Source organism: Bradyrhizobium sp. CCBAU 53340 (assembly GCF_015291645.1).
In the GTDB taxonomy this organism is placed as follows: domain Bacteria; phylum Pseudomonadota; class Alphaproteobacteria; order Rhizobiales; family Xanthobacteraceae; genus Bradyrhizobium.
In genome coordinates, this window is record NZ_CP030055.1 from 3,081,578 (window position 1) to 3,104,896 (window position 23,319).

Annotated in this window: 22 protein-coding genes; 12 read left to right on the top strand and 10 right to left on the bottom strand. The window is 61.7% G+C overall.

Going from position 1 to position 23,319, the window contains the following annotated elements; all coding sequences use genetic code 11:
• The first annotated feature begins 145 nt into the window (after window positions 1-145).
• From XH89_RS14545 to XH89_RS41280, 4 genes are all read left to right on the top strand, one after another.
• Window positions 146-1,027 (top strand): branched-chain amino acid ABC transporter permease, encoded by an 882-nt coding sequence (locus XH89_RS14545; protein ID WP_246767839.1) that lies wholly within the window; start codon window positions 146-148, stop codon window positions 1,025-1,027.
• Between the two features lie 21 nt (window positions 1,028-1,048).
• Window positions 1,049-2,053 carry a nitrilase gene (locus XH89_RS14550; RefSeq protein WP_194467699.1) on the top strand — a complete coding sequence of 335 codons (1,005 nt, stop codon included), beginning with the start codon at window positions 1,049-1,051 and terminating at the stop codon, window positions 2,051-2,053.
• 175 nt (window positions 2,054-2,228) lie between these two features.
• Window positions 2,229-3,371, top strand: a complete 1,143-nt coding sequence (locus XH89_RS14555; protein WP_246767840.1) for an alpha-hydroxy-acid oxidizing protein — start codon at window positions 2,229-2,231, stop codon at window positions 3,369-3,371.
• 369 nt (window positions 3,372-3,740) lie between these two features.
• Window positions 3,741-3,944: a hypothetical protein gene (locus XH89_RS41280; RefSeq protein WP_246767887.1), complete on the top strand. Its 204-nt coding sequence runs from the start codon at window positions 3,741-3,743 to the stop codon at window positions 3,942-3,944.
• Here the strand turns inward: XH89_RS41280 and XH89_RS14565 are convergent.
• From XH89_RS14565 to XH89_RS14600, 8 genes are read right to left on the bottom strand one after another with little or no spacing between them, the layout of a single operon-like run.
• Window positions 3,899-4,960, bottom strand: a complete 1,062-nt coding sequence (locus XH89_RS14565; RefSeq protein ID WP_194467701.1) for an acyl-CoA dehydrogenase family protein — start codon at window positions 4,958-4,960, stop codon at window positions 3,899-3,901. The genes XH89_RS41280 and XH89_RS14565 overlap by 46 nt on opposite strands.
• Window positions 4,961-4,963: 3 nt before the next feature.
• Entirely contained in the window at window positions 4,964-6,154 is a 1,191-nt protein-coding gene (locus XH89_RS14570; protein ID WP_194467702.1) for a CaiB/BaiF CoA-transferase family protein, read from the bottom strand.
• Between the two features lie 5 nt (window positions 6,155-6,159).
• Window positions 6,160-7,335, bottom strand: a complete 1,176-nt coding sequence (locus XH89_RS14575; RefSeq protein ID WP_194467703.1) for an acyl-CoA dehydrogenase family protein — start codon at window positions 7,333-7,335, stop codon at window positions 6,160-6,162.
• A 4-nt stretch (window positions 7,336-7,339) separates the two neighbouring features.
• Complete coding sequence (locus XH89_RS14580) at window positions 7,340-8,125, bottom strand: enoyl-CoA hydratase/isomerase family protein (RefSeq protein ID WP_194467704.1); 786 nt, start codon at window positions 8,123-8,125, stop codon at window positions 7,340-7,342.
• Complete coding sequence (locus XH89_RS14585; RefSeq protein ID WP_194467705.1) at window positions 8,122-9,021, bottom strand: amidohydrolase; 900 nt, start codon at window positions 9,019-9,021, stop codon at window positions 8,122-8,124. Before XH89_RS14585 ends, XH89_RS14580 begins: the two co-directional genes overlap by 4 nt.
• Window positions 9,018-9,647 (bottom strand): carboxymuconolactone decarboxylase family protein, encoded by a 630-nt coding sequence (locus tag XH89_RS14590; protein ID WP_194467706.1) that lies wholly within the window; start codon window positions 9,645-9,647, stop codon window positions 9,018-9,020. Before XH89_RS14590 ends, XH89_RS14585 begins: the two co-directional genes overlap by 4 nt.
• A complete protein-coding gene (locus XH89_RS14595) occupies window positions 9,644-10,891 on the bottom strand; it encodes a CaiB/BaiF CoA-transferase family protein (RefSeq protein ID WP_194468484.1) in 1,248 nt (415 codons plus the stop codon). Before XH89_RS14595 ends, XH89_RS14590 begins: the two co-directional genes overlap by 4 nt.
• Entirely contained in the window at window positions 10,884-11,498 is a 615-nt protein-coding gene (locus XH89_RS14600; RefSeq protein WP_194467707.1) for a glutathione S-transferase family protein, read from the bottom strand. Before XH89_RS14600 ends, XH89_RS14595 begins: the two co-directional genes overlap by 8 nt.
• 131 nt (window positions 11,499-11,629) lie before the next feature.
• Between XH89_RS14600 and XH89_RS14605 the strand changes: the two genes are divergently transcribed.
• From XH89_RS14605 to XH89_RS14635, 7 genes are all read left to right on the top strand, one after another.
• Entirely contained in the window at window positions 11,630-12,373 is a 744-nt protein-coding gene (locus XH89_RS14605) for a GntR family transcriptional regulator (RefSeq protein ID WP_194467708.1), read from the top strand.
• A gap of 95 nt (window positions 12,374-12,468) precedes the next feature.
• The gene (locus XH89_RS14610) at window positions 12,469-13,833 is read left to right on the top strand and encodes an MFS transporter (protein WP_210345248.1); all 1,365 of its coding nucleotides are present in this window, start codon (window positions 12,469-12,471) and stop codon (window positions 13,831-13,833) included.
• Between the two features lie 272 nt (window positions 13,834-14,105).
• Entirely contained in the window at window positions 14,106-15,284 is a 1,179-nt protein-coding gene (locus XH89_RS14615; protein WP_194467709.1) for an MFS transporter, read from the top strand.
• Window positions 15,278-16,801 carry a bifunctional 3-(3-hydroxy-phenyl)propionate/3-hydroxycinnamic acid hydroxylase gene (locus tag XH89_RS14620; protein WP_194467710.1) on the top strand — a complete coding sequence of 508 codons (1,524 nt, stop codon included), beginning with the start codon at window positions 15,278-15,280 and terminating at the stop codon, window positions 16,799-16,801. Before XH89_RS14615 ends, XH89_RS14620 begins: the two co-directional genes overlap by 7 nt.
• Window positions 16,802-16,812: 11 nt before the next feature.
• Window positions 16,813-17,694: an alpha/beta fold hydrolase gene (locus XH89_RS14625; protein ID WP_194467711.1), complete on the top strand. Its 882-nt coding sequence runs from the start codon at window positions 16,813-16,815 to the stop codon at window positions 17,692-17,694.
• A gap of 22 nt (window positions 17,695-17,716) precedes the next feature.
• Window positions 17,717-18,604 (top strand): VOC family protein, encoded by an 888-nt coding sequence (locus tag XH89_RS14630; RefSeq protein ID WP_194467712.1) that lies wholly within the window; start codon window positions 17,717-17,719, stop codon window positions 18,602-18,604.
• Window positions 18,605-18,685: 81 nt separating this feature from the next.
• On the top strand, window positions 18,686-19,531 hold the full coding sequence (locus XH89_RS14635) for a fumarylacetoacetate hydrolase family protein (protein ID WP_194467713.1): 846 nt from the start codon (window positions 18,686-18,688) through the stop codon (window positions 19,529-19,531).
• A 291-nt stretch (window positions 19,532-19,822) separates the two neighbouring features.
• Here the strand turns inward: XH89_RS14635 and XH89_RS14640 are convergent, their stop codons facing one another.
• Window positions 19,823-20,752: an alpha/beta hydrolase gene (locus XH89_RS14640; protein WP_194467714.1), complete on the bottom strand. Its 930-nt coding sequence runs from the start codon at window positions 20,750-20,752 to the stop codon at window positions 19,823-19,825.
• 167 nt (window positions 20,753-20,919) lie between these two features.
• On the opposite strand from XH89_RS14640, the gene XH89_RS14645 reads away from it, so the two are divergent.
• The gene (locus XH89_RS14645) at window positions 20,920-21,915 is read left to right on the top strand and encodes a helix-turn-helix domain-containing protein (protein ID WP_194467715.1); all 996 of its coding nucleotides are present in this window, start codon (window positions 20,920-20,922) and stop codon (window positions 21,913-21,915) included.
• A 186-nt stretch (window positions 21,916-22,101) separates the two neighbouring features.
• On the opposite strand, the gene XH89_RS14650 is transcribed toward XH89_RS14645, so the two are convergent.
• A complete protein-coding gene (locus tag XH89_RS14650; RefSeq protein WP_194467716.1) occupies window positions 22,102-23,313 on the bottom strand; it encodes an ABC transporter substrate-binding protein in 1,212 nt (403 codons plus the stop codon).
• Window positions 23,314-23,319 lie beyond the last annotated feature (6 nt).

Below are 23,319 nucleotides of genomic sequence, written 5' to 3' on the forward strand. Positions count from 1 at the left end.
GGTCACCATGTCGCGTGCGAGCTCCAGGACGATGTTGACGCGGATCTCAACAGGGGCCGGGCTCCTCATTGTCGCTACGTTCGCAGTTTTGATTCCCTTGATATCGACATTCGCCGTTCAGCGGCTACTCGTTGAATCTTTCACAATGTTCGCGGTCGCACTCGCCTGGAATTTGCTCGCAGGCTATGGCGGCCTGGTCGCCATCGGCCTGCACGTCTTCGTCGGCGTAGGCTCATATTCACTCTTCGCGCTCTCGAACCAGCTGCACCTTAACCCGTTTTTGCTGCTGCCTGCGGCAGCCGTCTTTGCGGCCGTTTTCGCGGTTGTTTCGGCGTGGCCGATGTTCCGTCTCAGCGGTGCTTATTTCGCGGTTGGCACATGGGTCCTTGCCGAGATGATGCGGATACTGACGTTGAATTCGCCATGGCTTGGCGCCGGAGGTGGCATGCCGCTGGAGGCGATGAGCGACATCGATCGGTGGACGCGCAACGCGGGAGTCTACTGGGCGGCGCTGTTCGTCGGTGTCGGGTCGCTGGTCGTCAGCCGACAAGTGCTGCGCGGCTCGCTGGGACTTGCGTTGATGAGCGTGCGTGACTCGGAGCCCGCCGCGTTGGCGAGTGGCGTTCCGGTGGCCCGCGCCAAGATCGCGCTCTGGGTGCTGTGCGCCGTCATCTCGGGGCTTGCCGGCGCTGTGTCCTATATGAATACGCTTCAGGTCACGCCGGATGCCTCTTTCTCGCTGAACTGGACCGCGGCGGCAATCTTCATCGCCGTTCTCGGGGGCATCGGAACGCTGGAGGGCCCGATCGTCGGCACGATCGTCTATTTTCTGCTCCGCGAGACCTTTGCGGGCTATGGCGCCTGGTACTTCATCGGGGTCGGGCTGCTTGCGATCTTGACCATGGTGGCAGCTCCGGGCGGCGCGGTTTCTCTCATTGCGGAAAAGTGGCACCTCGATCCGTTCCGGATCCGCCGACGCATGGCCGAGCCCGATCCGGACCTATTCGCGTCATTCCCTACAACCTAAAACCTGGCTCGGAGAACTCGCATGCAGGACACGAAATTCAAGGTCGCAGTCGTTCAGGCCGCGCCGGTATTCATGGATGCACCAGCCTCCGTTGCCAAGGCGATTGGTTTCATCCAGGAGGCGGGTGCAGCGGGGGCGAAGTTGCTGGCGTTCCCGGAGGTCTGGATTCCAGGCTATCCTTGGTGGCTTTGGCTCGGGACGCCGGCTTGGGGAACGCAGTTTGTACCCCGCTATCATGCCAATTCGCTGCATGCTGATGGGCCCGAAATCCTGCAGCTCTGTGCGGCCGCCGCCGAGGTGAAAATCAATGTTGTGATGGGTTTCTCCGAAATCGACGGAGGAACGCTTTACTTAAGTCAGGTTTTCATCAGCGATGCGGGAAAGATCATCTTCAAGCGCCGAAAGCTCAAGCCGACCCATGTCGAACGTACGCTATACGGCGAAGGAGATGGGTCTGATTTCCGCGTTGTCGAAAGCAGCGTCGGACGCCTCGGAGCCTTGTGCTGTGCCGAGCACATTCAGCCGTTGTCGAAATACGCCATGTACTCGATGAATGAGCAAGTTCACGTAGCGTCGTGGCCATCTTTCACGCTGTATCGCGGCAAAGCCTACGCTTTGGGCCATGAGGTGAATCTCGCCGCCAGCCAGATCTACGCGCTGGAGGGAGGTTGCTTCGTCCTGCATGCCTCGGCAATTACTGGCCAGGATATGTTCGACATGCTTTGTGATACTCCAGAAAAGGCCGATTTGCTGAACGCGGAGGGAGCGAAGCCAGGTGGCGGCTATTCGATGATTTTCGGTCCCGATGGCCAGCCGATGTGCGAGCATCTGCCGCAGGACAAGGAAGGCATCCTTTATGCTGACGTAGACCTGTCGATGATTGCAATCGCCAAAGCGGCCTACGACCCCACGGGGCACTACGCCCGCGGTGACGTCGTCCGCCTCATGGTCAACCGCAGCCCGCGTCGCACGAGCGTCAGCTTCAGCGAAGACGAGAATGCGGCGGTTACTTTCACTGAGACTTGAACGGTCTACGCGACACTGTGTTCGCTCGCCAAAACCGTCGGTAGAACGAAATAAGTGAAGCAGCAGCCAGTGTCATTTCGGCGACCTGGCTGGATCGCGAGCGGTCGCGATGTGCTTGTTGAAAGCCGTGTCGGGTCGCGCTTATGATTATAACGGTGTGGTTTGAGGGCTTACAGTGACGCCGATTAACGTAGACGACTATCGAAGCCTGGCTAAGCGTCGCCTTCCACGAATGGTGTTCGACTATCTTGATGGGGGAGCTGAAAGTGAACGTGGTTTGCACCGAAATCTCAAAGCTTTTGCGGCGATCAATTTTGCGCCTCGGCGGCTTGTCGACGTCAGCCAGCGCAGTTCGTCCGTATCTCTGTTCGGGCGAACGCTTCCAACGCCCTTTGTGGTCGCACCGACAGGCCTGAACGGTGCTCTGTGGCCTGACGGCGATGTAGCGTTAGCCCGGGCCGCTCGCAGCGCAGGGATCCCGTTTGTACTTTCGACCGCATCAAACGCGACACTTGAGGACGTCGCGGAACGGGCGGGCGGTGATCTCTGGTTTCAGCTTTACGTCGTGCAGCGAGATCTAGCGCAGCAGCTTGTCGGCAGGGCCAAAGAAGCGGGTTACCGTGTGCTGGTCCTCACCGTTGATGTTGCGGTGAATGGCAGAAGGGAACGTGATCTTCGAAACGGGTTTGCGATTCCGTTCCGCCAGACCCCCCGATCGGTTCTCGACGCCCTAACTCATCCAAAGTGGACGCTCAGGCAGATCCGCCATGGGTTGCCCCAGCTCGCAAATTTTGCCAGCCCCAACGCAACCGACGTGAACGCACAAGCCGCCTTGATGCGTCGGCAGATGGATGCCAGTTTCTGCTGGGAGGATCTTCAGGCGCTCCGCGAGGCCTGGCCGGGAATCCTTATCGTGAAGGGCGTCATGACTCCGACCGACGCAAGTCGATGCCGGGAACTTGGCGTAGATGCCGTCGTTCTGTCCAATCATGGCGGAAGGCAGATCGAGGATGTTCAGGCGCCCATAGACTTGTTGCCGGAAATCTCGAATCAGAATGCGATGCCGTTTCTCGTCGATGGCGGCATACGCCGCGGAGCCGATGCGGTCAAGGCGTTGGCGCTCGGTGCCAAAGCCGTGTTGTTGGGACGTGCCGTCCTTTATGGGCTTGCCGCTGCGGGCGAAGAAGGGGCAAGTCACGTGCTTGAAATCCTCGCTGCCGAAGTCGATACGACGCTTGCCCTTGTCGGCTGTCCAGAAGCCGCACGACTTAACAGCCAGTTCATTCAATTGGGACCACGCACCGTCGCGCTGGCGTAAAGCTGGCGCGCCGCTGGCCGCGAAGGCCAATGACTTAGAAGGTGCTCACTGCGTTCCCTCGTCAGAACTGAACTTGAACCGAATGTCGGTGTCGGTGGTCGCGTCCCCCGCAACCACCGATACCAACACTCCCGCAGCCGGCGCTGGGGGAGTTTTCGATTTTGGCTGTGGATGGGCGGCTTTTGACACCCAACCGGCGCCCAACATTGACGCCGCCTGATATGCAGTAAGCGCCCGGATCCATTTCGAAACGGAGCAGTGAGCCGGGGCCAATGTTGGAAGCCAAAAAGGGTCAATATTCGCAGCCGCGAGACAAGATGGCCCACCTTCGTCGTCGGTGACGATCTGCGCGCAGGTCGACTTGTTCCGGTGCTCAAGCGCTTTGACTTCGGTGGTCCACCGATCCGTGCGGTGTATCCGTCGAGCCGGCATCTATCGCCGAAGGTTCGTATCTTCATTGATGCGGTCATCGACGCCTGGCGACCCGAACCGCCCATGAGCGCATGGGCGGCTGCATCGCCGCCGTTTCAGGCTACCATGGCGGCGCCAAGTCCCATGAACCGATTGCGGTGAGACAGCGCAGAACCGAACTGGTTCGCGACGACAAGTGCCTTGCGTAGGAACAGGCCGATGTCGCACTCATCAGCCCAGCCTATTGCGCCATGCATTTGCAGCGCCTCGCGGGTTACCAGCAGAGCCGTGTCGGAAGCTCTGGCCTTGGCCCTTGATATTGCGAGTGAGCGCCAGGCGGGATCCACGGCTTGCTCTGCCTGGATTGCGGCATCGTCAATGCTGGCGCGGGTCAGGGTCAATTGGATCATCAGGTCGGCAGCCCGATGCTGGAGGGCTTGGAACGCCGCGAGCGGTTGATCGAACTGCCTGCGCTGCTTGAGGTAGTCGAGCGTGATGTCGAAAGCGCGTTGTGCGAGGCCGAGCAGGTAGGCAGCGCTCGTCAGAGCGGCTTCGTCGAGTGCGGCGCGGAGGCTATCACGGACGTCGCCGCATAACGTGCGGCCGCAGTCCACCGGAATTTCGACGGTTCCGACCGTCGTTCCATCCTGTTGGAGATGCGTCGCGATGGACAGCTCGTTGGCGTCGAACAGGCGAAGCTGCAGCCGATCGGAGCCGGCAACAGGAGCCAGGTAGTACTGCGCTGCGCCGGTCATCGGGACGAACAGCCTGCATCGAGTGCGGCCGGCGGGTAGCTCGATTCCGTCCGGCGTCTCCTGCCAAGCGAGTGCGACCAAGGTGCCTCCAGCGATCACCTCCTGGACCAGATCCTGCTCCGTCGTGACAGCGAGCATGCGGACCGCAAGGCTCGCCGCGATCAGGGGTTCTGGGACGAGACCTCTGCCAAGCTCCTCATGTAGCGCGACCGCTTCCATCACGCCCATCCCGACGCCGCCCATCGATTCAGGAAGGCGTAGCCCGATCCAGCCCAACCCGGCCATCTCTTTCCAGACGGCAGGGTCGAAGCCAGGCGATGTGAATCGCAGCTTGCGCACGCGTTCCAGCGTGCCGTTGCGGGGCGCGACGGCGCTGGCAGTGTCGCGAATGGCCTCTACGAACTCCAGTCTCTGCTCGTCCATCGTTCATATCCCACTTGAGCCCAGCCAATCGGCCAGGACCTCGTCGTTGTGCTGGCCAAGGCGCGGCGGAAGGCGGTGATAGCTCGCTGGCGTTTCGGACAGGCGCATGGGATTGGCGACAAAGCGGAACGAGCCGATCTCCGGATCAGGCATCTCGCAAATCATCTTGCGATGAACGACCTGCGGATCGGAGAGGGCCGAGGCAAAGTCGTTGAGCCGGCCGCACGCAATCCCCGTTGCATTCAGGATGTCGACCCATTCCGCGGCGGTTCGTCGTTCGAATGCGCTTTCGAGAATCGGGGCGAGCTCGCTCTTGTTTGCCATGCGATCCCGGTTCGTGACGAACCGCGGATCGGTGGCAATCTCGCCCGCGCCCAGGGCCTTGCAGAGGATGCCAAACTGTCGGTCGTTTCCGACCGCGATCATGATTGTGGCGTCCGCTGTCGGAAACGCCTGCCAGGGCATGTTGATCTGGGAGGCGGTTCCGGCTCGCACCGGCAGCCTTCCGGACACCAGATAGTTCTGCGCGATATGCGACTGAGCAGCGAGTTGGGTATCGAGAAGCGCGATATCGATATGCTGGCCCCTCCCAGTGATGTCATCCCGCGCGCGCAATGCGACCAGGATCGAGATCGCGGCGTAGAAACCGGCGTTGATGTCCGAGACGCTGTAGCCGACCAGCGCGGGGCCCGCACCGGGAGCTTCGGCAGGTTGGCCGGTCACGCTCAGTAGGCCGCTCTGCGCCTGGAAGATCGGATCGTAGCCGGGACGTGGAGCGTATGGGCCGTCCTGGCCGTAGCCAGTGATCGAGCAGTAGATGAGTCCAGGATTGCGCGCCGAAAGCGTGAGATAGTCCAGTCCGAACTTTCGCAGGCTCCCCGTCTTGAAGTTTTCGACGAGGATGTCAGCACGTTCCGCAAGGCTCAGAAGCTTCGCGAGATCCTCCTGTTGCGCCATGTCGAGCGTAACGGAACGCTTGTTGCGGTTCATCGCAAGAAAAGAAGAGGTCTGGCCTGTTTCGCTGCCGTCCGCGCGCCGTTGCGGAAATCCCATGCGGCGGACGTCGTCGCCACCGAGGGGATGTTCGACCTTGACGACATCGGCACCGAAATCGGCGAGCATCTGCGTAGCCCAGGGCCCGGCAAAGACCCGCGTCAGGTCGAGTACCTTCACGCCTGAAAGAGCAGGGGACATCGATGTCATCGTGCGGGCATCCCAAGCTCGTTGCGGGCAAGCACGTTGCGCAGGATCTCGGATGAGCCTCCGAAGATGGTCGCCGGCCGTGCCAGAAGAAACTGGCCGGAGGGATGCAGGCCGGACTCGTCGATCGGCTCGAAGCGGCCGGCATGGCCACCGCCGATGGCCACCATTGTCTCGGTGATGCGCTGGAAAAGTTCGGTCTGGACGATCTTCAGAACCGAGATCTGCGCGTTCGGCGTCTCGCCCCGCTTCACGGCTCCGACGATCGACGCATACAGCGCCTTCGAGTCCACCAAGTCGAGCTGAAAACGCGTATAGGAAGCCTGGAAGGCAGGATCGTCGGCGACACCGACCTCGTCCGCAAGCTGTTTCAGTTGGACGAGGCCGCTCGACGACAGTTTGGGGCTTCCGATCGCGATCCGCTCGAATCCGAGCAGGGCCTTGGCGTAAGTCCAGCCTTTGTTGATCTCGCCGACTACACGGTCCTTTGGCACGCGGACGTTCTCGAAGAACATTTCCGCGAACTCTTCATGCATATCGAGATTGGTGATGCCGCGGACGGTGAGCCCGGGCGTGTCGACAGGCAGAACGAGGAATGAGATTCCTTCCTGTTTCTTGCCGTCGTTGCTGGTGCGCGCCAGGACGAATACCCAGTTCGCATCGGTTCCCAGAGTGATCCAGGTCTTTTGGCCGTTGAGCAGCCAGTGATCGCCCTGATCACTTGCTGCGAGCCGTAGCGAAGCAAGATCGGAGCCGGCGCCGGGCTCGGAATAGGCTTGGGCCCAGACATGCTCCCCGGAAAGGATTCGCGGCAGGAAGAACGCCTTCTGCGGCTCGCTTCCGTGCCGGATCAGCAGCGGTCCAAGCATGACCAGCCCCTGATCATTGACACGCCCTGCGCCGAAGCGCTCCATCTCCTCGATCATGATGAGCTGGCGTGTACCCGATAGGCCCATGCCGCCGTGCTCTCGTGGCCAGCTCGGTGCAATCCAGCCCTTTGCCGACAGCCGCATGAACCATTCGCGGTTCTCATGCCAGAACAGGCGCCGTGAAGGATAGCGGATCATGCCGGGCGGATAATTGGTCTCTATCCACTCCCGTACCTCGAGCCGAAAAGTGTCGTCGCTCAATGTGTCGAGACGATCGAGTTCTTCCGCTTTGATATGCTTCGGCATGATTTCACCGGCCCTTGAAGACCGGCTTTCGCTTTTCTCGGAATGCCGCCAGTGCCTCCTTGGTGTCCTCGGTTTCCGCCAGCGCTGCTGTCTGGCTCTGCTCGTAACGATAGCCGTCGCGCAGCGGCATTTCCTCGGTCAGGCCGAACGAGCGTTTGGCCGCGACGACTGCAAGCGGAACCTTCTCGGCGATGGTCCGCGCGATGGCGGTGGCCTCTTCGAGAAGCTTCGCCTTGGGCACGCATAGCGACGCTGCGTTCATGCGCAACAGCTCGGGTCCGTAGATGCGCTTGGTCGTGTAGATCATCAAACGCGCATCAGACGGACTGAAGGCGCGCAGCACGTGACGGACGCCGCCGGCCAGACCGTAATCGACCTCCGTCATGGACAGGAATGCCTCCTCGGCGACGACGAGGATATCGCAGACGAGCGCAAGCACGCAGCCCGCGCCGATCGCTGCGCCGTTGACCGCGGCAATCACCGGCTTCGGACATTCGAGCACGCAGTCGAATGACGCGCGAACGAGCCGGTTGTGTCGCGAATACCCGCCGGGCTCGGCCAAAATCCCGGGCCGCTCGGACAGATCCGCTCCTGCCGAGAAGGCTTTGCCTTCGCCCGTCAGGACAATCGCGCGCACGTCGATGTCTGCGCCGAGTACGTCGAAGACCCGGATGCATTCCTCGCGGAAACGCCGGTCCTGCGCATTTACCGGTGGCGCGGTGATCGTGACGGTCGCAACATGGGCCTCGACCGTGACGCGAAAGCGCTCGATATCTTCCAATCCTCTCATGCTTGTTCCTCCTCTTTGAAGTCGTAGAGCTCGGTCGGGTTCACGACCAGGATGCGCCGGATGAGCTCGACATCACGCAGCCAATCCTGAAAGAGGTCGGCGAGGCGTCCGGCGTCCGGCGCCGGCCGTATCCGGACATAGGGCCAGTCGGAGCCCCACACGAGCCTGTGCGGCGCGCGTTCGACCAGGCGATCGTGGAGCGGCTGGATGCGCGCGTAATCGGCTCCGCCGGCGGACAGGCGGCAGACCACCAGCTTGATCCACAGCGCGCCGTCCGCGAGCAGATCGACGATCCGGGCGAAGGCTGGCCCGTCCGGCCCCTCGTCCGGATTCGGGTTGCCCATGTGATCCACCACCAACGGCACACCAAGCCGGAGCAATGCAGGCAGATGCTCGACAAGCTGGGATGCGGTGGCCCAGAGCTGGGCATGCATGCCGAGTTCGCGCATGCGTGGCGCCAGCGCGTGAAGCGCCGCAACACCCACGCTGCCGGGATAGCGCTCTCCGGAAGGCGTTCGCATCTCGGTGAAGCGCAATCCGGCAATGCCGCCGGCGCGCCAGCGTTCCAGCATCACACCGTCGATGGATTCGTCCGTCACCGCGACGCCGCGCAGGGCCTGTGGTGCGCTCGCGATCGCCGCCAGCATGGCGCTGGGATCGCTGGCGTAGGGCGCGGGCTGCGTCAGCACGCCGCGCGCGACGCCGAGCACGCCGCGAGCGGCGGCGTGAATCTCGGGGCCGGCCTCGGGCAGTGCATAGACGGACCGCTCGATCGGCGGATAGGAGCCGAAAGGCCCGAAGACGTGGCTATGGGCGTCGCAGGCACCGCTCGGAAGCGCCCGCGCGGGTGCAGTGACAGACGGGGCAGGAACGGTCGGGATCGAACCCGCGATCACGACATGCCTCCGAGCCGCCCTGCCGGCAAGGTAACCAGCTCGTCTTCGGACGGTAGCGCTTCGTTTCCATCAGGAAGCGGCAATCGGTGCGCGTTGAGGGTGATCGCGACCATCGTATAGTAGCCGATCACGGCTGTCAGCTCGACCACGCCACGGGTTTTCCAGCGCCGCTGGATCGCAGTGTAGATCTCCTCGTTGACCTGGCCGCTTTGCTGGAGGGTTCGGGCGAATTCGTAGACTTCCAGGTCCGCCACGTCTGAGAAGATGGGTGCGCGCTTGGCGCCGATGGCTTCGATCACAGTTTCGGGCATTCCGGCGCTGGCGCAAGCGCGGGCGTGCACCCACCATTCGACCTGACTGGTCCAGCGCCGCGCCGTGACGAGGATGGCGAGCTCGTTCAACCGCGGCGGCAGGCATGTGCGATAGCGCAGGAACTCTCCGAACTCGGACCACAGCGCGGCGAGTTCCGGACTGTGGATCGCCGCGCGGAGCGGACCTATCATCTGGCCGCGTGGTCCCGATACCACCTGATCATGGATCTGCCGCTGCGCAGGGCTCATCTCCTCAGTGCTGAGGAGTGGAATGCGCGCCTCACGACGCGATGCTTGCTTGCTGTCGGTGCTCATACGATGCCTTCCGCCACAAGCGCGGAGATCTCGACTTCGTCGAGGCCGATCTCTGCGAGGACCGACCGTGTGTGCTGGCCGAGAGTAGGAGGCGCGCGATCGAAGCGGAGCGGAGCATCCTGCATCCGGATCGGACTGACGATCTGGGGCAAGTTTCCGCCAATGGGGTGGGAAAGATGCCGGAGCATCTGCCGGTGCCGCACCTGGTCGTCAGCCAGAACCTGATCGACTGTGTTGATCGGAGCGGCGGGGACGCCAGCCTCGTCGAGGGCGGCCACGATTTTGTTTCGTGTCCAGCCGGAGAACTGCGCGCCCAGCAGCTCCGTCAACACGGCGTTGTTGGTGACGCGAGCGGCATTGGTGCTGAATCGCGGATCGTTCGCCCATTCGGACTTGCCCAGAACCGAGCACAGCTTGGCAAACTGGCCGTCGTTACCGACCGCGAGGACGAACGTCCCGTCTGCGCAGGCGAATACGTCTTGCGGCTGGATGTTCGGATGCCGGTTGCCGCCGCGTATCGGGATCCGGCCGGTGAGCAGATGGTTCATCGCCTGGTTGGCGAGGATCGCCGCCGAGACGTCCAGCATGGCAAGATCGATGGTCTCGCCCTGTCGCGTCTCTTTGGCGCGTGCCAATGCGGCAAGGATCGCGACCGCCGCGTACATGCCCGTCATGAGATCGATGATGGGAATGCCCACCTTCTGCGGACCGGCTCCAGGACGGCCGTCGCGCTCGCCGGTAATGCTCATGAGCCCGCCCATCGCCTGGATCGCAAAGTCGTAGGCGGCCTGGTCGCGGCGCGGTCCGTCCTGACCGAAGCCCGTCACTGAGCAATAAATCAGCGCCGGGTTGAGCGTCCGAAGAGAACCTGCATCGAGACCATAGCGCGCCAACGCGCCGGCCTTGAAGTTCTCGATCACGACGTCGGCCGTTGTCGCGAGCTGTCTCACGATGGCCTGCCCCTTCGGTTGCGCGATATCCACGGTGATCGATCGCTTGCCGCGATTGACCGCAAGAAAGTAGCCGGCATCCTTCGTGGCCATTCCTTGCGCGTCTTTCAGGAAGGGGGGGCCCCAGCTGCGCGTGTCATCGCCGCTCTCCGGCCGTTCGACCTTGATCACGTCCGCGCCGAGATCGGCCAGGATCTGGGTCGCCCAGGGGGCGGCCATGATGCGACTGAGATCGAGAACGCGGATATGACTGAGCGGACCGCTGCGCGCGGCGGAGGGAGCGTCATCAGCCATCGAAGGCCTCCGTGGCTTGCGCGGATGGGCGTGCGGCAAAGCTTTCGTGCCATTTGGCGAGATGGGGACGGCCGGTTCGCCAGTTGAGCTCGGCGAAACGGAAGTCGGCGTAGGACAGCGCACAGCCAAGCGCGATCTCGCCGATGCCGAAGCTCGGCGTCGGCGCATCCACCGCCTGTTGTTCGAACCTGTCGAAGGTCGCGTTCACCTTGGTCGCGAACGCCTTGATCCAGGCCTCGGTCTGTCGCTCTTCTGGTTTGGCGAGTTCGTTTCGCCACAGGATCAACAGGTCAAGCAGGCCGTCCGCGAGCGCCTGCCGACTCAGAGCCCGCCACCGCCCCGGCCCCTCGAGCGGAAGCAGCACGCCCGGTCCTGCCAGACTATCGAGGTATTCGACGATCGTCCGCGAATCCTGCAGGACATCTCCGTTGTCGAGCACCAGGGTCGGGATCTTGCTCAGGGGATTGTCCGCCATGATGATGGGATTCGGCGTCGGCAAGGCCGCGACGCTGCGCACGCAGGCGATGCGGTCTGCGAGCCCCAGCTCATGTGCTGCAACCATCACCTTGCGGACGTACGGGGAGCGAGGGGACCAATGCAGCTTCACGGCCGGCCTCGCCGGAAGAGGACATGAGACACTGGGCGTTTCCCGTCTTGCAGCGTTATGATGCTTCTCGCCTTAGAGCGAAAAAGGTCATATGTCTAGCCTATTGATTATAGAAAGCCCGCAGTCCAGCCATGCCTAGCCGCACCCTGTCCCCGGCCAAGCCGGATCTCTCGCGCAGCAACGTTGCCCGGTATGTCCAGTTGGCAACGCTTTTTCGCCGGCATATCGAGTCCGGCCATTGGCCGGCGGGTGAGCAGATCCCCACCGTTGACGAACTAGCTGCGCAATACGGCGTCGCGCGCGCCACCATTCGCCAGGCGCTCGGCATGCTTGAAAGCGAGGCCCTCATCAGCCGGTTCAGGGCCAAGGGCACCTTCGTCAACGCGCAGAAACGCGAGCACCTCTGGCTCGACATGACGACGGATTGGCGCGGGCTTCTGAATGCCCGAGAGGGCGCCGTCATCGAGGTGCTCGAAGAGGAGGATGTGAGCCTTTTGCCGTCGCGTTTACACGATATCGGCACGCCGACCCGGCGCTATCGCCGGCTGAGGCGGCGTCATTCGCGGGAGGGTCAGATCTTCCTCGTGGCCGACGTGTTCATCGATGCGGAGTTCTTTCCGCTCATCCCCCGTGAAGCGCTGAGCAGCACGACGGCGATGCGCCTTGCCACGTTCTTTCCGCGCAACATTGGCCACGCTCACCAGACGATCGTCATTGGCGCCGCCGATCTCGAGATGTCCGCGCTGCTCGACCTTCCGTTGAACGCGCCTGTTTGCCTCGTCGATCGATCGGCCGTCGATGATCGAGATCGTCTCATTCTCTTGTCCAAGGGCGTTTATCGCGGCGACCTCGTCCGCCTGGACATGCGTCTCTAGCAAAAGTCCACTGGACAAGATTAGCTCTATAGTCCATGTTTATGACATAAAGACTTAACGGTGCGCCATGAGCGCGACCGAATGGGAGGGCGCGCGTGACGGATAGAGCGATTGATGCGGTGGGACGCCAGCAGATCGACGCGACCTTTCGCAAAGTAGCTTGGCGTATCATTCCGATCCTGATGCTGGCCTATGTGCTCGCCTTCATCGATCGCGGCAATGCCGGGTTCGCGAAGCTGCAGTTCATGGGCGATCTGCATTTCAACGAGGCGACGTTCGGGCTCGGCGGCGGCCTTTTCTATCTCGGCTACAGCGTGTTCGAGATTCCCAGCAATTTGTGGCTGGCGCGCATCGGAGCGCGGTCCACGCTGCTGCGCATCATGGTCTGCTGGGGCCTCTGCTCGGCGGCGCTTGCGTTCATGACTGCGCCTTCGCACTACTACATTCTTCGTTTTATGCTGGGAGCCGCTGAGGCCGGCCTTTTTCCGGGCGTGCTGTTTTATCTCACCACCTGGATTCCGCCGTCGCGCCGCAGCCAGTTCACAGCGCTGTTCATGTCCGCGATTGCCATCTCCGGCATGGTCAGCGGGCCGCTGTCAGGCGCGATCCTCAGCGCGACCGACGGGCTGCTCGGCCTGAAAGGCTGGCAATGGCTGTTCCTCATCGAGGGCTTGCCTTCGGCCTTGACGGGTATCGCAATCTACTTCGTGCTCGCCGACAGCCCCCAGACGGCGAAATGGCTGTCGGCACGCGAGGTTGAAATCATCACGGCCGAACTGCAGAGCGAAGCGAATGCAGGCCAGCTACTGCGTCAGCATAGTTTTGCGGGTGCTCTGCGCGATCGGCGCCTGTACATCCTGGCTGGCATGTCGGTGGGGCTCATTGCCGGCGGCGCCGGCATTCCTCTCTGGCTTCCAACCATTCTCCGGGGAGCGGGCCTTCACGACCCGCTCTCGATCGGCCTGTTCTCCGCGATCCCGTACATTGTCGCCGTGGTCGTACAGCAGCTGATTGCACGAAGCTCCGACCGGACGCGCGAACGTCGTTGGCACGCCGCGGTGCCGGCGCTGCTTTGTGCCCTGGGATGGGCGTTGCTGCCGCAGGCGATGAGTCATCCCTGGATGGCAATCGGCCTGCTCACGGTCATGACCTCGGGATATCTCGGCGCGACCGGTCCGTTCTGGACGATGCCCAGCCTCTATCTGTCGGGAACGGCCGCAGCCGGCGGCATCGCCTTGATCACGACTTGCGGCGGAATTGGCGCGTTCTTCGCGCCGACACTGGTCGGGTGGATGACCACCACGACCGGCTCGTTGACCTACGGGCTGTATTCCTACGGCGCGATGATGGCGCTTGCCGCGATGGTAATGCTTCTGGGAACGAGCCCGGTGAAGCCCGCAATCGCTGCTGAACCTGCTTCCGAGCTTCGGTTGGCGGTCAAGCACCATGCTGATCTCTAGACATGTTGTCGGACCGTTTGGTTTCGGCGATCAGCGGCTTCTTCAAAACTCGTATTGCAAGAGGTTAGACAGGGGGATCCTAACAGATGTGCGCCGCGGGGAATCGCAGATTTGCAGCACCGGTATCTGGCTCAATTTGTAATCAACGTACATCGGAGGAACAAACGAGCATGTCGCGATCGGCGCCCATCGTGAGTAAGGACGCGGCGATACTTCCTTGGGCCCCGTGGTCGCTTGCGGCTCGCTGGGCATTGCTTGGGACGTTCGTCGCTATGTCGGTCATTGCGGCCACGACATTTTTTATCCCGTTTGGAATCTATCTTGGGCAGATGGTGAAAGCCTTGGGCTGGTCCCGTGGCCAGTTCTCGTTCGGTTTTTCGGTCGCATCGCTGTGCGGTGCGGCGATGACGCCGGTCTCCGGCTGGCTTGTCGACCGCTACGGCTCGCGAATCATTGTCACGGCGGGGGCTTTGCTGCTGCCGCTTGCGATGGCGTGCTTCGGTGTGTTTCCCGTATCTTATTCAGCGTTTCTAGCGGCCTGCGTCTTCATGGGCGTCGTGTCAGCGTTGTCCGCACCCTCGGTGGTTTTGTCCATTCCCCCGCAATGGGTTGAGCGAAATCTTGGCTTCGCCTTCGCAATCGGCGGGGTTGGTTTCGGCGTCGGCGCGACGGTGCTTCCACCGCTCACTGCTGCCGTCGTCGGGGCCGTCGGTTGGCGCGAGGCATGGCTAGTGATGGCAGGATTGGTCGGCATTGTTGGCATCGGCAACTCGCTGCTGCTGATCCGCGACAATCCGGATGTCGTGCGCGCGCGCCGAGCACGGGCGGCTTCGGAGGATTTGCCGGGCTTCAGCTTCGGCGAGACGATCCGATCCGTCGCTTACTGGCTGCTCATCGCCACCTACCTCATCGTCGCGGTTGTCTACACGGGGGTCGCGTTCCACGTCGTGCCGCTTCTAACGGATATGGGGATCCCGCCCGCGCAGGCAGCCAGTGCGCTCGGCATCATGGGCATCGCGTCACTGTTCGGCCGGCTCGGCACAGGGCTGTTGCTTGACCGTATGCATGTGCTTGTCGTCGGGTGCAGCATTCTGGGCGGGTTGGCTGCCGGACTGATCACGTTGACATTCGCCGGCGCCGGCACGGCTCCGTACATTGCGGCGGCATTGATTGGCTTGGCGGTCGGCGGTGAGGCGGACCTCATGCCGTTTATTCTGCGTCGTCGTTTCGGCCAGCGCGCCTTCGGTCGCACTTATGGCCTCGCTTATGGCTTCTTCCAGCTGGGGCCGATCCTCGGGCCGTTGGCCATGGGCATCGTGTTTGACCGAACGCATTCATATCAACAAATCCTGTATTGGTTCATCGCCGCTGTGCTTACCTCGATTGCGCTCCTTGCTTTCGCCGTGCTGCTGCGCGATCGGACCGTTCCCGCATCGGTGCAGCCATGCTGACATCCGAAGAAGCCGCGGCTGATGTGCTCGTTGTGGGCCTCGGCCCAGTAGGCGCCACTCTGACGGCGCTGCTTGTTCGGCGTGGCGTGCGCGTGCTGGCGATCGACAAGGAGGCGGATGTCTATCCGCTGCCGCGCGCGGTCGGATTCGACCACGAGATATGGCGTATCTTTCAGCAAGCTGGTGTGGCCGAGCAGGTCATGCCGCACGTGAGGGAATCCCGGTTCTATGATTTCCTCGGTTCAGATGGTCGCCTCGTGCTGCGCTACGACCGGGCCAATATGAAGCGGACGTCGGGCTGGCCGCCCAACGTGACGTTCTTTCAGCCTGCCGTGGAAGACGCCCTGCGCGCGGCGGTCCGCGCATCGGGGCGCGGAGAGATCCGAACATCGCGTCGCTTGGTCACTCTGCAGGATGGGCCTGAGGGAGTTACCGCGCGGCTAGACAGCCCGGAAGGCGAGGAGGTGGTGAAGTGCCGATTCCTGGTTGGTTGCGACGGAGCTTCTTCGGTCGTGCGCTCTCTGATCGGCACGACGCTCGCCGATGACGGCTTCGATGAGCCCTGGCTCGTGATCGACTGCTTGGCTTCAGACGAGACCGGGCTGCCGGATCGCAATCTACAGTTCTGTGACCCAGCGCGTCCGGCCACCTTCATGCGTATGGGGCCGGGCCGACACCGATGGGAATTCATGTTGCTGCCTGGCGAGGTCCCAGAAGCGATGCGGGAGACGGATACAATCCGGCGTCTGATCGAGGCGCGCGGTTTTCCGGTCCCCCATACGATCGAGCGGCGCGCCGTTTACCGCTTCCACGCGCTGATGGCCGATCGCTGGCGGAGCGGCAACATACTGCTTGCAGGCGACAGCGCGCACCAAACGCCTCCTTTCGCCGGCCAGGGCATGTGCTCTGGCCTCCGCGACGCCGCTAACTTGGCTTGGAAACTCGCTTTCGTACTCAACGACAAGGCGGACGACGCGCTCCTCGACAGCTACCAGACTGAGCGCGAGCCGCAGTTGCGATTCATCATCGACCTTGCGGCCAAGCTTGGGCGGATAGTTTGCACGACCCACCGCTCGATTGCGGCCGAGCGCGACGAGCAGATGCGTGCCGATCTGCAGGCGGGTAAACAGGCTTTGCCTATGGCCTATCCGCCGCTGTCGGGCGGTTGCGTGTTAGCTGGGACGGCCGGAGCGGGATCGTTATTTCCGCAACCCGTCGCCGAAACCTCCGCCGGTGTGAGCCGCCTCGACGATGTCTTCGCGGGCCGGACCATCCTTCTTTCGAGGACATCGCCCATTTCGGCCAAGCGCGCCGTCGGGCTTGCTCAGTTCGAGCTGACCACGCCTGAATTGTCTCCGTTCGCGGCGGAGTTAACCGCTTGGCTCGATGCGCACGGCGCGCCCGCCGTGCTTATTCGACCCGATCTTTACGTATTCGGGACCGGCACCCCTGAACACCTCGCTGACCGATGGTGTGAGGCTCTACATCCATCAATGCGCTCCCTCCTTACAGCATAAGGTCCTCGCTCATGCCCGACACCCATGAAAGCATCTGGTCGCACCTGGTAGATGTTCCGTTCCGCCAGGATTGGATCAACGCCGGCGGCATAAAAACCCGTATCGTCGAGGCCGGGTCACCCGACCGACCGACGGTGGTCTTTTTGCACGGGATTGCCGGGAGTTGGGAGGGATTCTGCGCAAACATAGGTCCGTTTGCTCGACAGTTCCGCGTGTTTGCGTTCGACTGGATCGGCGCCGGCTTCACGGACAAACCGGAGCAGCCGATCTACACGATGCAGGACTACGTCAAGCATCTGCACGACGTGCTGGCGGCGGTGGGCGTCGCACGCACCTCCCTGGTTGGCGTGTCGATGGGTGGCTGGAGCGCCATCAACTTCACTCATGCCCATCCAGAGATGGTCGAGCGGCTGGTCATCTGCGCAGCCTCCGGCTTGCGGCGACCACCGGGTTTCACGCCACCCGCCGCGGCGAGTATCCGCAACGATCGGGCCAAAGCGATCGACGATCCGTCGTGGGACAACGTATCGAGCGTCTTCACTGATCTTATCCACGATCCGGTCAAGCGCATCCCCGATCTCATCAAGCTCCGGCAGACCATCTACAGCTTGCCCGAGATGAAAGCGTCCATGGCCCGCATCCTAGCGATCACTGCTACGGAACGGTTCAACGAGAGCGCATTGTCGGACGACGAGTGGCGATCGATCGACCAACCTGTCCTCCTGATTGAATCGACAAGCGACAGTGAGCATTTCCGTCGCAACACGGCGCGCGCACACAGCCTGCTCAGAAACTCTGCGGTCTTTGCCATGGAGGGTGTTGCGCACTGGCCGCAATTCGAGAAGCCAGAAGTCTTCAACCAAAAGGCTATCAGCTTCCTGCTCGGGCAATGATCGCGCTACGGAGATTTCTAAAATGCCAATGACATTCCGCCTCGGCTATCTTGATCTCGGCTCGACCGACGTCGAACGAGACACCGCCTTCTATACCGACGTGATTGGACTTGTGCCTTCGGGCTCGGCAAGCGACGCGGCGTGGCTTAGCCTCGGTTTTAACGATCACGACCTCTGTCTCCGCTCTTCGAGCGACAGTCTTCTCGCCGTTGGCTACCAGCTCGCTGCTGGCACAACGCTCGATGCGGCAGCGGCGCACCTGAGCGCGCATGGAATTGCTTCGAGCCGACAGTCCGACCCGCGACCTGGCATCACCGCGCTCCTTGAATGCGAGCCAGTACCGGGACATCGGGTTCAGCTTTTCAAGGACATGGCCGCGCCTGCACGGGGCTTCGCTGAACGCGGTGTCGCGCCCATCCGGCTCGGGCATTTCGCGTTCATGTATCCTGATAGCGAGCGCAAGCTTGATGTATTCTACCGCGACATCCTTGGCTTCCACTACACCGATAGCTTTGGAGAGGCGGTAAACTTCTATACGTGCAGTCACGAACACCATGTCTTGAATATTGTCAATGTGCCGCACGCGCGCCATCGGCTGCACCATCTGGCGTTCCAGCTCCGTGACTACTCTGCGCATAGTCGGGCGGCGGATACATTGGCGACGCGCAACGTGTCGCTGCTGTGGGGACCATCGCGTCATACCGCCGGACACAACATCGCCAGCTATTTCCGCGACAGCGCGGAGCGGCTCGTGGAGCTGTACGCCGAGATGGATGTATTTCTGCCGGATGCAGGAATGGTCGAGCCGCGGCCATGGCACAAGCAGCTGCCGATGCGGCCGCAGCGCTGGGCGCCCGGCGATGTCGTCAATTGGAAGACATCCTTCGAGTTTCAGCTTTCCAAAGCGTGAGCCGTGGCGCGAAGCCGAAGGGGCGGTACCAGCCTGGCTTCGATTGCCGATGATACCTGCAAAAGAAGGATACTGAGATCGATGAAACTGTTGCGCATCGGGGCTGCCGGCGCTGAAAAACCGGCACTATTGGACCGCAATAACACGCTGCGCGACCTGTCGAAGCATGTCCGCGATTTTGATGCTGCGGCGCTGTCGAAGGCCGGTCTCGCAGCGCTCGCTGCGATCGACCCGGACTCGCTGCCGGTGATCGACACTGCTCCTCGGATCGGGCCCTGCGTGCCTCGCCCCGTCAACTTCGTCTGCATCGGCCTCAACTACGTCGATCATGCGCACGAGGCTGGCCTTCCCATCCCGGCCGAGCCGATTGTCTTCCTAAAATCCCTTGGCTCTATCCAAGGTCCGAACGATCCGGTCCGTCTGCCGCGTGGCTCCGTCAAGACGGATTGGGAGGTGGAACTTGGCGTCGTCATCGGCAGCTCCGCCCGCTATGTGTCCGAGGCGGGCGCGTTAGCGCATGTCGCGGGATATTGCGTCGTTAACGATGTCAGCGAACGGAGTCTCCAGCTCGAGCGCGGCGGCACTTGGGATAAGGGCAAGGGAGCCGACACATTTGGCCCTATCGGCCCCTGGCTGGTAACCGCCGACGAAGTCCCGAATCCGCAGGCGCTTCGACTGTGGACAGAGGTAGACGGCACGCGCATGCAGGATGGCACTACCGCAACAATGATTTTCGATGTCCGTAAGATTGTGAGCTACGTGAGCCAGCTTTGGACGCTTAACCCCGGTGATATCATCGCGACCGGCACCCCACCCGGCGTCGGGATGGGCAAGAAGCCTGAACCGATCTTCCTGCGAGCCGGACAGACCATGCAGCTCGGCATCGATGGACTCGGGATCCAAACGCAATCCGTGGTAGCGGACTGATCAATTTGCTGACCCCATCTCCCGGTGGCGCTGGGGATCATATCATCTTGGGGTATCTCCAACGGATCAAGAATGCCAAAGCTGCACCTCAACGAACCAGCGCCAATCGATGGGAAGGTGCCGTAGATTATGTGCTCGCGGCTAGGTGATGATAGGAGGAATCGACAGACTGGGCGAAATCAGGATACCGATAAGTTAGGTCTGAGGAAGCCGCAAAGCCGAATTGGCGAAAGTGCGCCTCACAGTTGAGGATCAGGTGCCGTGCGGCCGTGCACGGCACCTGCTCTTAGGCTACCTTGCGACGAGATGCTTGACATACCAGTCTCGCGCCGCCGAAGCTGATCGCTCGAAATCGGCGCCGTAGCAATCAAAGTGTCCAGAGGGCAATGCCAGCAATTGCTTCGGTTCACCGACTGTCTCGAAAGCCTGCTTGGCGAGCTCGAACGGAATAAGTGAATCATTCTCTGCGCCGATGAACATCAGCGGGCGTGGCGTGATGCGATGGAGATAAGCGAGCGGCTCGAAGCTGCCGATCATCTCGAAGCTTCTCAAAGTCACCTCGTTTTTCCAGTTTGGGGCGATCGGGGCCATCTGTCTCGTGCAGAACTCCCAGGAGTCCTGCGTGGGGAGAACACAAAGCGTCTTCGTGGTATCTTCTGCAGCGACGGCCGCCATCATGGGCAATTGGCCGGTCGCGCGAGCCCTGCGGTCCTGCGCGAATATCTGCGACAAGTGTTTGCGTGCCTCCGGGGGTACTTGGCTCCAATAGCCACCACCGCTCAGAAACGGCACTTGCACGACGATGCAGCCAATGCGCTGATCAAGCGCTGTTGCCTGGATTGCGACGCCGCCACCATAACTGCAGCCCCAGACACCAATGCGGTCGGGATCGACACGCGGCAAGGTCGAGCCGAATGAGATGGCATCACGGAAATCTGAGACTTGCTGGAACGGGTCGATTTCTTGACGGATGCGACCCTCACTGTCACCAAAGCCCCGAGGATCATAGACAAGCGCACCGAGGCCGGCTTCCGCGAACACATCGGCAAACTTGTCGAGGTAGAATTCCTTCACGCCACTAAAACCGTGGTGAAGGACGATGAGTGGAGCTCGATCCGCACCACCATTTTTAGGCAAGAAATGCCAGCCCCGAAGGATGGCACCGTCGTCTGTCCTGAAGGCAATGTTGCTCGATCCAGCGGGCGCTGCTGCGTTCGCCATTTATCTGTCCTCCCTTGCACGGGCGATAAGCCGCATGTTGTAGTCGTTCTCGGTAGCGAATAGACTAGGTCAAGGTTGGAGACCGCGTCCTGCACGATAGCGAACGACCAGGACAATCGCGAACAGCAGCTTGGTCTTCTACGTAGGCAATGCGGGGGGACTTGACCATGAATGATCCGCTCGCGTCCGACGGTCGTGATTGTACCGAGGACCTGAGATTGTGGGAGCGTCCTATTCTGGATTGGCAGCTTCGCGCTCCTGCAAGCGCCAGGCCTTTGGTGGCTCGCTCGCGCAAACTGAGCAATGTTCTGCTGGTCGATGGGCGCCTCGGCCAAGGTTGCATTGGGGCGCGGAGCCCAGCGCCCTACGGATTTGTCGTCGTGGATTTCATTATTGACGGGCGCGGAGTCGGATGCGGCGAGCTTCAGAGCTTGTCGCTCGAGCGGGGCGACGTCGCCGTCTGGAACACCCGCCAGAAACTGAACTTCGAAGTTCTTACTGCAATGCACAAGTTCATGCTTGTCGTTCCAATCAGGCAGGCGCGCAAGCTATGGCCTGATTTGATTTCTCCGAACCTTCTCCACTTCTCGCACCGAGATGCACTTTCACCAATTCTGGCCGCCTGTTTCGAGTCCTTCTTAGCTGGTGTCGATTCGATGGCCGATGCTTATGCATCGGCCGCAGCCGAGGCTGGATTGGATGTGGCAGTAAGGGCGTGCCGCGTTCAACGGGACGAGGGCCCCTCTGACCGAAAGTCTCTGTTGATGCAGAGGATCATCGGCTATCTCGAAGCCAACCTTCGCGATCCAGAGTTGAACCATGATCGCGTAGCGACCGAATTCAACGTGTCTACGCGATACCTTCAGATCCTATTCGCCAGGAGCGGTGCAACGGTCTCCGAGTGGATTCGGCAGCGTCGACTGGAAAATTGCCGGAAAGCATTGGAGACGAAAAGCAGAACCGAGACCATCACGAATATTGCTCTTGCCTGGGGGTTCAACGACGCGTCCCATTTCAGCCGGCTATTTCGGCAACGCTTCGGCATCACACCACAAAACTACGCCCTGAGCTGCTGCGAGAGCGCCTTGGCGAGAGGTGTGAGCGCGGCTCATTCCCCGCGCTTGGGGCCTGACCCCTGGATCCGCGCCCGAACGCCGGGCTAGGGCCGACGAGGCGGATCAACTCCGCGCCGCCCCAGACACCTATTTTCTTCATCACATTCGCCCTATGCACGTCCGCAGCCTTTGGGCTGTGATCTCGAATTCTTGGATGGAACCATTAAGCAATTTGATGCTATTGACAGCCGATAGCACGAGGTCCGTACGAGGGGGGGAGCGCAGCAGCACCCGCTACTTCACCAATGCGCACCCGCCTTCCGCCAGCGGGCGGAACGCCTGGTCCGCTGATATCGTCGATACCAGCTTGTAGTAATCGTACGGATATTTCGCCTCCTCCGGCTTCTTCACCTCGAACAAATACATCGGGTGCACGACGCGGCCGTCCTGGCGGATGGTGGTGTCGCCGAACAGCTTGTCGTGACCCTTGAAGGTCTTCATCTGCGGGACCACATCCTTGGCATTGTCGCTTCCGGTGGCGGCGACCGCGTTGAGATAAGCGAGCGTGGAGGCGTAGACGCCGGCCTGGTTGCCGCTTGGCATCTTGCCGTTCATGCCGGGACGTTGCGAGAAGCGCTTCGCGAATGCGCGGGTGTCGTCGTTCATGTCCCAGTAGAACGCCTCCATGAGCTGGAGCCCCTGCGCGACCTTGAGCCCCATGCCGTGGACGTCGTTGATGAAGAGCAGGAAGGCCACCAGCTTCTGCCCGCTGCTCTGAATGCCGAACTCTGCCGCCTGCTTCACCGCGTTGATGGTGTCGCCGCCGGCATTGGCGAGGCCAATCACCTGCGCCTTCGAGCCCTGCGCCTGCAACAAATAGGAGGCGAAATCGGAGGTGCCGAGCGGATGCTTGGCGGAGCCGATCACCTTGCCGCCGTGGGACTCGATGTATTTCTGCGCTTCCGCCTCGATACCCTTGCCCAGCGCATAGTCAACCGTGAGGAAGTACCAGTCCTTGCCGCCGCGCGACATCATCGCGGCCGCCGTGGTGTTGCCGGTCGCCCAGGTGTCGTTGACCCACTGGATTGTATTGGGCGAGCAGGCCTTGCCGGTCAGATCAGCGCTCGCCGTTGACGACGCCAGGAAGGTCATACGACTGTCGCGCAAGATATTGTTGATGGAGAGACCGACGGCCGAGTTCGGCACGTCGACGATGGCGTCGACGCCGTCGACGTCGAGCCATTTGCGCGCAATCGCCGAGCCCACGTCGGCCTTGTTCTGGTGGTCGGCATAGACGATCTCGACCTTGATATTCTTTCCGCCGCCGTTGAAGTCCTCGGCGGCCATGCGCGCGGCCTCCACCGACCCCATGCCGTTGGTGTCCTGGAAGATGCCGGAGATATCGTTAAGCACGCCGATGCGCACGACATTGTCCGAGATTTCCGCGCTCGCCGTTCCGCTTGCGAGGCACGCTATCAGTCCCAGCAACTTATTCAGGTGTTTCATCGTCTC